8 protein-coding genes are annotated in these 12,438 nt (G+C 34.7%); 5 read left to right on the top strand and 3 right to left on the bottom strand.

Features of this window, described 5'->3' with window-relative positions:
• Positions 1-110: 110 nt before the first annotated feature.
• The 3 genes from BLT84_RS15355 to BLT84_RS15345 form a co-directional block, all read right to left on the bottom strand.
• Positions 111-800: a TIGR00730 family Rossman fold protein gene (locus BLT84_RS15355; RefSeq protein ID WP_034888053.1), complete on the bottom strand. Its 690-nt coding sequence runs from the start codon at positions 798-800 to the stop codon at positions 111-113.
• Between the two features lie 25 nt (positions 801-825).
• Positions 826-3,657 (bottom strand): excinuclease ABC subunit UvrA, encoded by a 2,832-nt coding sequence (gene uvrA, locus BLT84_RS15350; protein ID WP_091268260.1) that lies wholly within the window; start codon positions 3,655-3,657, stop codon positions 826-828.
• Positions 3,658-3,786: 129 nt separating this feature from the next.
• Entirely contained in the window at positions 3,787-4,116 is a 330-nt protein-coding gene (locus BLT84_RS15345; protein ID WP_157717956.1) for a hypothetical protein, read from the bottom strand.
• Between the two features lie 56 nt (positions 4,117-4,172).
• Here BLT84_RS15345 and BLT84_RS15340 point away from each other — a divergent pair, with 56 nt between their 5' ends.
• The 5 genes from BLT84_RS15340 to BLT84_RS15320 all read left to right on the top strand — a co-directional run bounded on the left by BLT84_RS15340 (position 4,173) and on the right by BLT84_RS15320 (position 12,137).
• Positions 4,173-5,189, top strand: a complete 1,017-nt coding sequence (locus tag BLT84_RS15340) for a response regulator transcription factor (protein WP_091268258.1) — start codon at positions 4,173-4,175, stop codon at positions 5,187-5,189.
• Between the two features lie 205 nt (positions 5,190-5,394).
• Complete coding sequence (locus BLT84_RS15335; protein WP_197676596.1) at positions 5,395-7,071, top strand: thrombospondin type 3 repeat-containing protein; 1,677 nt, start codon at positions 5,395-5,397, stop codon at positions 7,069-7,071.
• A gap of 132 nt (positions 7,072-7,203) precedes the next feature.
• Complete coding sequence (locus tag BLT84_RS15330) at positions 7,204-8,694, top strand: hypothetical protein (protein WP_051931115.1); 1,491 nt, start codon at positions 7,204-7,206, stop codon at positions 8,692-8,694.
• 137 nt (positions 8,695-8,831) lie between these two features.
• Positions 8,832-10,583: a thrombospondin type 3 repeat-containing protein gene (locus BLT84_RS16355; protein WP_091267621.1), complete on the top strand. Its 1,752-nt coding sequence runs from the start codon at positions 8,832-8,834 to the stop codon at positions 10,581-10,583.
• Between the two features lie 492 nt (positions 10,584-11,075).
• Positions 11,076-12,137, top strand: coding sequence for a M12 family metallopeptidase (locus BLT84_RS15320; RefSeq protein ID WP_091267618.1), 1,062 nt, complete (start codon positions 11,076-11,078; stop codon positions 12,135-12,137).
• The last annotated feature ends 301 nt before the right edge of the window (positions 12,138-12,438 follow it).

Raw genomic sequence — 12,438 nt, 5'->3', positions numbered from 1 at the left:
AAATATTGACTTAGCGTTCAAGGGAGAATGGGCATTAATTTATTAGTAATATAAATTGAAATTAAAGATAATTAAAGCAATTTAGCTTGCTAACAACCTATACTAAAAATTTAGAAATTAGGACTTAGATTATATTCATCATAGAATTTATCTAAAATGTCTATAACCTCATCTTCTGTATCTACCACTTGAACAAGATCCATATCTCCAGCACTTATATTTTCAAAAGTATCTAAAAGTGTAGATCTAACCCAATCTATTAGGCCACCCCAAAAATCTGTACCTACAAGAATAATAGGAAATTTATCTATTTTATTAGTTTGTATTAGTGTAATAGCTTCAAATAATTCATCTAAAGTTCCAAATCCTCCTGGCATAACAACAAAACCCTGAGAGTATTTTACGAACATTACTTTTCTAACAAAAAAGTAATCAAAATCTAAGCTTTTATCCTGATCTATATAAGGATTATCGTGTTGTTCGAACGGTAGGTCTATATTTAAACCAACAGAAGTTCCTCCTCCAAGATGTGCTCCTTTATTTCCTGCTTCCATGATCCCTGGTCCACCACCAGTAATTACACCATAACCGTGATCTACAATTTTTTGCGCGATACGTTCTGTTAGCTTGTAATATTTTTGATCTGGTTTTGTTCTTGCAGATCCAAAAATGGATACACATGGACCAATCTGACTAAGTTTTTCATAACCTTTTACAAATTCTCCCATTATTTTAAAAATGGCCCAAGAATCGTTGGTTCTAATTTCGTTCCAGGCTTTATTGCCTTGCTTTGTATTCATCAAGTCTTTATTCAAAATCTAAGTTTTAATTTAATTCTTTTCTAAGAAAATGAGCGGTGTAGCTCTTTTTATGTTTGGCAACTTCTTCAGGAGTTCCTGTTACAAGTACCTTACCACCATTTTTGCCACCTTCGTAACCAATGTCTATAATATGATCTGCCATTTTAATAACATCCATATTATGTTCTATGATCAACACAGTGTTTCCTTTGTTTGCTAATGTATTCAAAACATCCATTAAAACACGTATATCTTCAAAATGTAATCCGGTAGTTGGTTCATCAAGAATATAAAAAGTATTTCCGGTATCTCTTTTTGAAAGTTCTGTAGCTAATTTAATACGTTGCGCCTCTCCTCCAGAGAGCGTAGTACTTTGTTGCCCTAATGTAATATATCCAAGACCAACATCCTGTATGGTCTTTACTTTTCTGTAGATCTTCGGAATCAATTCAAAAAAGCTAGTAGCTTCATTAATGGTCATCTCCAGCACATCAGAAATAGATTTTCCCTTATACCTAATCTCTAGCGTTTCCCTGTTAAATCTTTTTCCTTGGCAGGTTTCACATTCTACATAAACATCAGGAAGAAAATTCATTTCTATAACTCGTAACCCGCCACCTTTACAAGTTTCACATCTACCTCCTTTTACATTAAAACTAAATCTTCCAGGTTTGTAACCGCGAATCATAGCTTCTGGAGTTTTTGCGAAAAGATTTCTCACTTCAGAAAATACTCCAGTATACGTAGCCGGGTTAGAACGCGGAGTTCTTCCAATTGGCGTTTGATTGATATCTATAACTTTATCTAAGTGTTCTAATCCCTTAATACTCCTGTAAGGCTTTGGAACCTTTACGCCGTTAAAATAATGAGCGTTCATTATAGGATATAGCGTTTCATTAATAAGCGTAGATTTTCCACTTCCTGAAACACCGGTAACCGCGATCATTTTTCCTAAAGGGATTTTTATAGATACATTTTTAAGATTATTACCGGTGGCTCCTTTAAGTTCTAACGTTTTTCCGTTTCCTTTCCTTCTCTTATCCGGAATTTCCATTTTCATGGTTCCATTAAGATATGCAGCCGTAATGGTATCATGTTTCATGATCTCTTCTGGAGTTCCCTGGCTAATTATTTCTCCTCCGTGTTTTCCAGCTCTCGGACCTATATCTATAACATGATCTGCTCTTTCTATCATGTCTTTATCGTGCTCTACAACTATAACAGAATTACCTATGTCTCTTAAGGCAACCAGAGAATTGATAAGTTTCTCATTATCTCGTTGGTGCAGCCCAATACTAGGTTCATCTAAAATATAAAGCACACCCACCAGTTGAGAACCAATTTGTGTAGCTAGTCTTATTCTTTGCGCTTCTCCTCCAGATAAAGATTTAGAACCTCTATTTAAAGATAAATAGGTAAGACCCACATCTACTAAGAATTGCAATCTCGTTTTGATCTCTTTTATAACTTCTGTAGCTATAGCTAGCTGTTTTTCTGTAAGTTTAGCATCAAGATCTTTAAACCAATCTGCAAGATCTACAATGTCTTTAGATGCTAGCTCTGCTATGTTTTGATCTTCGATCTTAAAATACAGCGATTCCTTTCTTAATCTGGAACCATTGCAATCTGGACATTCTATCTTGTCCATATATTCTTTTGCCCACCTCTTTAAAGAAGTAGAATCGTTATTATGATAGGTAGTTTCAATAAAAGTAGCAATCCCTTCAAAATCAATTTTAAAATCTCTGGTAATCCCTATACTTTTAGACTCCTTGGAAAATTTTTCTTTCCCTCCATATAAGATCATGTTCATCGCATCTGCAGGGATGGTACTTACAGCATCTGCTAAAGAGAAGTCAAACCGTTCTGCAATAAGTTCTAGTTGTGAGAAAACCCAGTTCTTTTTCTGAGGTCCGTGTGGCGCTAATGCTCCTTTCTTAATAGATTTTGAAGCATCTGGAATGAGCTTGTCTATATTCACCTTATGAAGTGTCCCAATACCATTACAAGTTGGACAAGCACCCTTTGGAGAATTGAAAGAGAAATTATTTGGCTCTGGATTAGGATAGGAGATACCGGTAGTAGGACACATCAAATTCCTACTAAAATAACGTATTTCTCCAGAATCCTGTTCCATGATCATTAGAACATCATCTCCATGGTACATGGCAGTATTGATGCTTTCTTCTAATCTCTTCTGATTTTGAACACTATCATCAATCTTAAGTCTGTCTATTACAATCTCGATCTCATGGGTTTTATACCTGTCGAGTTTCATTCCCTTAACAATATCTCGAATCTCTCCATCTGTTCGCACTTTTACAAATCCCATTTTGGCAATTTGCTCAAAGAGTTCACGATAATGCCCTTTTCTCGATCTTATTACGGGAGCTAGTATGCTTATTCTTTTATCCTTAAAATCTTCTATAATAAGATTTTTTATCTGCTCATCTGTATAGCTCACCATTTTCTCCCCGGTGTTGTAACTATAAGCATCTGCAGTTCTCGCAAATAACAACCTTAAGAAATCATAGATCTCTGTAATAGTTCCAACGGTACTTCGAGGGTTTTTGCTGGTGGTTTTTTGCTCTATAGCAATTACCGGTGATAATCCTTCAATTTTATCTACATCCGGTCTTTCTAAACCTCCTAAGAATTGTCTTGCATAAGCAGAGAATGTTTCAATATATCTTCTCTGGCCTTCAGCATAAATAGTATCAAATGCTAAAGACGATTTTCCAGAACCTGAAAGTCCTGTAATAACCACTAATTTTTCTCGGGGAATGGTTACATCAATATTTTTTAAATTATGAACCCTGGCCCCTAATACTTCAATATTTTCTTCAGCTCTAGCCATATTTTCTTTCAAGGGGGCAAAGGTACCTAAACTGTTGCAAACTAAAAAGTAACCCTCAATTAGCAGCTGTTAATTTATAGGTAAAATTTTTAGTTTAAACTTGTATATTTACTTCAGGAAGACCCTGTCTCAAATTAGTTTAAAAGATAAATAAATTGCAATTTTTTGATAGGAAAAAGCAGAGATCGCATTTCTTTTATCTGATTCTAATACGTTTATAACGAGAGAATTAACTCCTATTTGTAAGGATAATATTACGAGAACTTTTTGGTTCCAATGGGTAGAATCCCCTATATTTAAAATCCCTAAAAGAGCTATCCTTTTAAGAATCTGAAGATTTCTGAAAGGTTTTCCCCAGCTCAAACTATATATTACGATATCGTTTATTTTAATAGTCAATTTTCCCCCTGAAAATTTTAATGTCATCTGCCCTGATGGTATTAAAGAAAATTCGCCCAAATCTGAAGTTTATCAACCTAAAAGGTAAGGAATCTTTATTGTTAAAAAATTTGAAGATGAGAACAGAGAAAAAGCAACTAATTTTCATTAGTAATAAGCAAGAAATTATTAGTGAATTACAGGAAGGTCTAAGTAGATATTTTGAAGTGAACGTGGTAAGTTCTATGCATACAGCTTATACATTAGCTTTAAAATTATTACCAGATATAATTCTTATAGACCAGACCTCTTTTACAACTCAGGATCTAAAGAATTTGGAGAATTTCAAGTCTACACATTTTCTGAATAAGAGTTGGTTAATTATGTATGCCAATATTTTAGATAAGGCAGAGATAGATCTTAATTATAAACCTCTTTTAGATGATATCTTTTATGATGCAGCGTCTTCTACAGCTCTAAGTGAACGTTTAATAGATCAAGTTTATGCAAATCTATCACTTTCTAATTACTGGAAGGATGCATTTTTAGGGTTGTTCAACCTATTAAATAATCCTGTGGTGCTTTTACAGCAGGAAGTAATAGTTTCTATGAATGATTCTTTTAAGCAAACTTTTAAAATTGACAGCGCAGATGGTGTAAAATTGACTGATTTTGTAAACTGTGAGAATAAAACGAAAGTAAAGGCAAGTTTAAGAAATTTTGCTCGAGGTAAGCATATGCAAGCTACTACCAGAACCGCATTAAGGCTTGGAGATCATAAAATTAGAAATGCTAAAATCAGCTTTTCCAAGCTAGATAAAATGCTGCAAGGCCAGTATATAATGATGATACAATTTACCGAAGACGATACTTACGTTAAGGAAGAAATTGGAAGTATTTGTGAAATGGTAAATACCTGTTTTGAAGAAAATAGTCAATTAACCAATTATAGTTTTACCTCTAGAGAGAAAGAGATCATTCAATTATTATGCAAAGGATATAAGACCAAAGATATTTCAGAACGCTTGTTCATTTCTCCAAAAACTATAGAAAAGCATAGAGCCAATATCATTAAGAGAACAAATTCTGAAACTATCTTAGAAAGTATCATATACGCTATTAATCACAATCTTATTGATGTTAGTCATGCTTAATGGAACATTAAAATATAAGTGATTTCCCCTATACCATATCCTACATTTTGAAATTACATTTACTGTAATAAGACTAGCCCCGCTACCCTAAGTGAGTCTTAAAAATCCCAAATCTTTATAATTTAATATTAATATTTATCTCAATAAGATAAATTATTTCAACTATAGACCATTCTAAATATCATTATCTAATGCTAATCTGATTATGAAAAAATTTAAACTCTGTATTACCATTTCGGTATGTTTAATCATGTTTTTTTCTTCTTGTAGTAAAGATGAGCAAAGTGGTGTGATCGATTCTTCAAATCTTGCGTCTATCTCATTTAGTACCTTATTAAAAGATTTTGAAGCTACCAGAGCTGCTTTAAAGCAAGGTGTAACTGGCGATGTTCCGGAATGTTCTGAAACAATTCCTACTAAAGTTAGAGTAGCATTAAAGAATTCTTTAGGTGCATGGGTTGCAGGTAGAGATGGAGACCTTGGGAACTATATAGAAATTTCCATGATTTCTGATGGAGATGGATGGATAACCAATGAAGTAGAAGAATTGGAGCTTCCAGAAGATACTTATACCTTAGAATATTTTGCTGTTCTTGATGCGAATAATACAACTTTATGGATAGCCCCTAGGTCTAATGATGTATATGGACCCTCAAATTTTGCGGCCTTTGTGAGTTCTCCACTTCCAATAGAAATTGATCTTAGAGCAGGAGTAAAGAAATACGTAGATGTAGAAGTTTTGTGCTATGATCAAAGAATGGCAGATGAATATGGATATCTGTTTTTTGATTTTACCACCGTAGAGACTATTACACTTTGTGTATTTGGAAATTATTGCAATGAAGAAGTGATCCACTTTCCGGCGAGATTTAGTTTAGAAGCGTGGACCTTTAGTGGAGAACCTAATGATCCTAAAGGTTTTGCTTTAACAAATGGTGCCTTGATTAACTCAACAGGATTTTATGATACTCCCATTGAGGCATATGCGAAACCATCGTGTATAGCATTACCAGATAGAACAGGTATAGATACATATTACATAGAGATCACAATTCTAGATTTTGATGGGGCTTATGATGCTCCAGAAGGTTTAAAACAAAGCTTTACAATTACAGATGCAGAGGTGCTTGCACTATACAATGATAATGGTAATTCTTCCTATTATCATTTCCGAGAAGGATGTGAGGATGAGCCTTGTGCAGATAATGATTCTGATTGCGATGGGATAGAAGACGAGATTGATAATTGCCTAAATACCTATAATCCAGCACAGCTAGATAGCGATGCTGATGGTATTGGGGATGCATGTGATGAATGCCCTGATGTAGATGATAATTTAGATCAAGATAACGATGGTATTCCAGATTGTAAAGATGAATGTAAGACAGTCCCAGGACCGGAGAGTAATAATGGATGCCCTATTACAAATGGAGATTCTTGTAATACTGCCTGGATGTTTGGAGACCATACATGGACTAAAAAAGATGATGATGGGTTAAATGTAAGTGCTAAATGGGGATGGGCAGAACTTTTCTCTGTGCAAACTCAAAATAATACTTCATTTAATATTTATGCCGGAGCAGGAAATAATAAGATAGGCCCTGAAAAATTGGTAGGTACAGCAGTGATTACTGCTGAAGGATCTAATATCATTATAAGTGTTGAATCTTTAGGAGGTATAGATCTGAAGCTAATTCATATTTATACTAGTGATAATATGCCTGTTACAGATGCACCTGGTCAATTCGATAAACTTCCAGACTCAGATGGTATTATAGATCCAGACCCATCATCAGTAGATCCAAACATATACAATTTTAAATATTCTGGAGATGGAGAATTCTGGGTGGCAGTACATGCAGATGTCTGTGCCCAACAGTAAATCAGTTATAAATCATACCGAGTTAGTATATCACAACACTCAGGCAATTAGTAAATAAAATCAGTTCTATGAATTGATAGCATAAGCTTCTTTTATTAACCATTCTTAATTATTAACTAAAAACTATGTGTCATGAAAAAAATTAAACTTTATTTTGGCTTCTTAGCCATAATTGCACTGCTGTTTTCCTCTTGTACTAAAGATGAAAGCTCTATGGCAGACAACCCGGAAGGAAAGACATCAATATCTTTTGCGGCAGTCCTAAATGATTTTACAGCCACTAAAGCTGTTTCCAAAGCTCCTTTAACCGGGGACGTTCCTAGCTGTTCTGATGGAGCACCTACTAAAATTAGAGTTGCACTTATGCAAAATGGGTCATGGGTATCTGGGGCAGATGGTGATGAAGGTGGGTTTATTGAAATTCCTATAATTCCAAATGGAGATGGAGGGTGGATGACTCAAGAGTCTAGCGATCTTACTCTAGACGCCGGAACATATATGTTAGAATATTTTGCAGTGCTTGATGCAGCAGATAATGTGCTTTGGATCGCACCAAGAAGCGATGATGATTATGGTCCTGCTAATTATGCCGGTTTTGTAACCAATGCACTTCCTTTAAGTATAGACCTAAGGTTAGGAGTGAAAAAATATGTAGATGTTGAGGTTCTTTGTTATGACCAAAGATTTGCAGATGAATATGGTTATTTATTCTTTGATTTCAATAATGTAGATACAATTACATTGTGTGTATTCGGAAATGACTGTGATGAGAGTGGAAGACACTTTCCAGCACATTTTAGTATGGAAGTTTGGAGTTATAGTGGAGACGAAGCAAATCCAAAAGGAGCTGCTCTTACAAATGGAGCTTTACAGAATACTGTAGGTACTTATGATAATGGAGATGATTATGCTAAGCCATTATGTATTGCTTTACCAGATAGAGATGGAGAAGATCTATATTATGGAGAGATTAGATTATTAGATTTTGATGGTGATGGACCGGGAGAATTAATTAGATATGGTGTATTTAATGATACTCAGGTAAAAGCACTTTATAACGGAGAAACTAATACCTACTATCACTTTAGATCAGATTGTGAAGGACAGGATACCCCTCCAATATTTGATACACCTGGAGTAGAAGCTTCTTTTTACTGCGTAGATCTAGATCCATTGAACAATTCTAAAGTTCAAGGAGCGGCAATCTTAAGATTGTTTGGAAATGAATTAACAGTGAGTATTCTTGCTATTGGTGCAGAATCTGGAGCAGACAAACCACATGCTCAACACATTCATGGAAAAGCAGATGGAGCTAATGCAAGTTGTCCTCCTGCAGATGCTGCTGGAGTAGACGGAATATTAACTCTGGGAGAAGGACTTCCTTTTTACGGTAATGTTTTATTACCTCTAGATATTGCACCTATTGCAATGGGTCCTGCTGGTGAGATTGATTATCAAGAAACCTTTATGTTAGGTCAAGGCGGATTAATTTCTGCGGCAGAATTAAATAGTGCAATGAACCCGCTTACTAAAAGAGCCATAGTTCTACATGGTAAAACAGTAAACGGTTCTTATGAAGCACTCTTGCCAATTGCCTGCGGTGAGTTAGAAAAACTGAACTAATAAACTAAACCTCCTGCAGAAAAATTTTGCAGGAGGTTTTTAATTCTAACAAATCGAATATTAGATGTTCATCTAGTTATTAAGCTTGTTGGCATTCTTTGGATGCTTTATCATCTAATATTTCTAATAATTATATTATGAAAAATTTCAATAAATATTTAAGTGGGTTGGCTATTATAGCTCTCCTATTTACATCCTGTAGTAAGGATGAAAATAATATGACCGATGATGCAGATAAAAATTTATCTTCTCTTTCATTTGGTGCAGTTTTAAATGACTTTGTCTCAAAACGAGCAGAGTTAAAAGCACATCTATCTGATGTTCCAAGTTGTTCTGATGGTGTGCCGGCATATGTACAAGTAGCTTTAAAGAACGGAGACACATGGGTTGCAGGACAAAATGGAGATGAAGGTGGTTTTATTCAAATACCCATAGCTGGTTCTGGAGATTATAATGATGATGGGGTTGTAAGCTGGTTCACTAAAGAATCTTCTGATCTGGAATTAACAGCTGGAACTTATTCTTTAGAATATTTTGGAGTGCTAGATTCAGAAATGAATGTACTATGGATCGCTCCTAGAGAAAATGATGACTACGGTCCGGCAAATTTCCAAAATTTTGTTGATGATGCCTTGCCTATAAGTATAGATCTAAGATCTGGAGTTAAGAAATATGTAGATGTAGAAGTGATATGTTATGATGAGCGTTTTGCAGATGAGTATGGATACTTATTTTTTGATTTTAATACGGTGGATGTAATTACCTTCTGCACCTTTGGGAATTATTGTAACGAATCTGGAAGACATTTCCCGGCACATTTCAATATCAATGCCTGGAAATATTCAGGAGATCCGGAATCTCCTAAAGGAGAATCTTTAATATCTGAAGCACAAATGAACGAAGTAGGAATCTATGATAATAATGATGCCTACGCAAAACCAGTTTGTATAGCTTTACCAGATAGAAAAGGAGTTGTAGATGAATATTATATAGAGATAACCTTGTTAGATTTTAACAATGTTTACGATGCAGATGAGGGTGTTATACGTCAATTTGTAGTTACAGATGCAGAGGTATTAGCACTATACAATCAAGAATCTGGTAACAATACTTATTATCACTTTAGAGAAGGAAGTTTGTGCGGAGAAGATACACCAATGTTCGATTCTACCGGTGGTGGGAATGGAGGAGAATGTGATCTTCAAGATGATGATGCAGATTGTGATAACGATGGAATTCTAAATGGTGATGATAATTGCCCTTCAAATTCTAATAGCAATCAGGCAGATCTAGATGGAGATAATATAGGAGATATTTGTGATCTCGATATAGATGGTGATGGAGTAGCTAATGATGAAGATAATTGTCCTGCAACCTTAAGATTGGATGGCCAAGTTGCTGTAGAAGGACAATTAGGATGTTGGAGAGATCCTGTAGTTGTTGGATGTACATCTTCAGATTGTGAACTTACTACAGATACTAGTGGTCTATGCTACAATGTTTCTGTAGATCTGGAAGATTCGAGCATTATTTATAAGATTAGTAGCGAAACAGATTTAGAGCTTTTAGGAAGCAAGGGAGATCTTAACCCTAGTGTACTTTTTGGAACTGCTAATGTAAAGATTAATGGATCTGATGTTGTTGTTACGCTAGATACTCCTTTAGATACAGACAAAATCAAAGGTTACAAAGTTAAGGTATGGCAAAGTGATGAAAATTCTACCGAGAGATTGCCAGATTGTTACCATACACTTTGCGCTAATGATATAGTTCCATCTAATGGTGATCAGGCTGCAATTCCACTAACATTTTCTAATGCCAATTATAGTTATCCAGTCTATATAACAATAGATGCTGTGATCTGTGAAGATGTTCCTGGACCACAATAATTAATTCTTACAAAACTTTCTCTAATGCTTCTATCAACCGGGGGGATGATGGTTGCATTGAGTTAGTTTTATTAATCACCGTTAGTTATCTAAATAATTAGAGGTGTTAATAGAAGAGGCTGTCCGAATACTTTTCGGGCAGCTTTTCTATGTTAAGTTGTTAAATCTATGATGATTACCTAAATAAAATTTATTATGTTCGCATCGCTTTAAAATTATACACCGTATTTCTTCCCCCCACCGGTGTTGCATCTAGTTAATTTTATTACATGTTTTGGTAGTTATTTTAAAAGTACGAGTGCTTATTATAAGTATAAACTTTTAGAGAGTTCTATACTAGTATATTTCATAAGCTATTGACTTTTAAACTTTTGAATTGATAGTGTCTCTATTTTTTGGAATGACCTTTGGAACTGTGATAAAAGAAAATTTTTTTAACCCCCGAACAGTTTAAAAAAAAATCCTGTTCATTAAAAATTATTTACCCTACTTATGAGAAAAAGGAATTTATTTTATTTACTACCTGCTCTAGCAATTCTGTCTTGTAGTAAAGATTCAGTTAACGAATTAGAAGAAACAGAACAATCTACTACCCAAATTGCAGAAACCACATCTACATTAGCCAATGTAGAAGCTGCATATTCAGATGAAGCCGGAAGCATTTCAGAGATCTATTACGGAGGGCAAAAAATAAGTGTTGCTAATGTTAATGGAGACCTGGTTTATGAAGGTGATATTCTTATAAAAAAGAGTATGACGTCTAAACAAGCAGAAACTTTAGTGTATAACAAAGGTGAAGAACCACAGCAAAAAAGTGTTGGAAGAACCTCTGGTATGTGGCCTAATAATACTGTGTATTATACTATAGACAGTAACTTACCAAATCAAGATCGAGTTAATGATGCAATTGCACACTGGGAGGCAAACACCTCATTAAAATTTGTTCAAAGATCAAATCAATCTAACTATATTAATTTTACCCCAGGATCTGGATGTTCTTCTTACGTAGGAATGATAGGAGGAGGTCAGGTTATTACTCTTGCTTCAGGTTGTAGTACCGGAAATACTATTCATGAGATTGGCCATGCAGTTGGACTTTATCATGAGCAGAGTAGAGTAGACAGAGATCGTCAAATAACTGTTAACTACGCTAATATCCAGAGTGGAAGAGAGCGTAATTTTGACACCTACGCACAAAGCGGAATGGGTGGAGATGAGTTTACCTCTAATTTAGATTTTAGCTCTATAATGATGTATGGACCATATTCTTTCTCAAGTAATGGCCAGCCAACTATTACTAAAGTAGATGGTAGCCTTTATGACGTTCAAAGATCTGGATTATCTTCTGGAGATGTGCAAGGTATTGAGAGTATGTATCCAGGTAATGAAGGTGGAAGTCCAAATCCTCCTGCACCAACTTATACTAACGGACAGTACTATACACTGTATGGTGTGACGGTTCTTAGACATAATGACCTTTGGTATTACTATTCTCGTGCTTATGGATGGAAAGTAGTAGAGATCATTGATGGTCGCTGGTATTATGCTAGATAATTAATTTCATATATTTATATAAGATCGGTGAGTTTTCTCATCGATCTTTTTTTTTGTAGTTATTTATAAAAGTTTTAATGATCCTTATTTTATAATTAAGAGATACTTGTTTTTAGTCAATAAATTAAGTGCAATACAGACAATAGATCTATGTTTTTCGATACATTATATCACTGTAAAAGTACTTTTTCTACAAAACACTCGTGTAGAAATTCCTCACAAATTTTAAGTATAATTAGATGGCATCTTTCAGTTAAGATTAAAAATGTTAAAGTTTAGAGCATCCTCAAAATTTTCACCT

Source organism: Gillisia sp. Hel1_33_143, from assembly GCF_900104765.1.
Classification (GTDB): Bacteria; Bacteroidota; Bacteroidia; order Flavobacteriales; family Flavobacteriaceae; genus Gillisia.
This window is presented reverse-complemented; position numbering and strand designations above follow the sequence as displayed.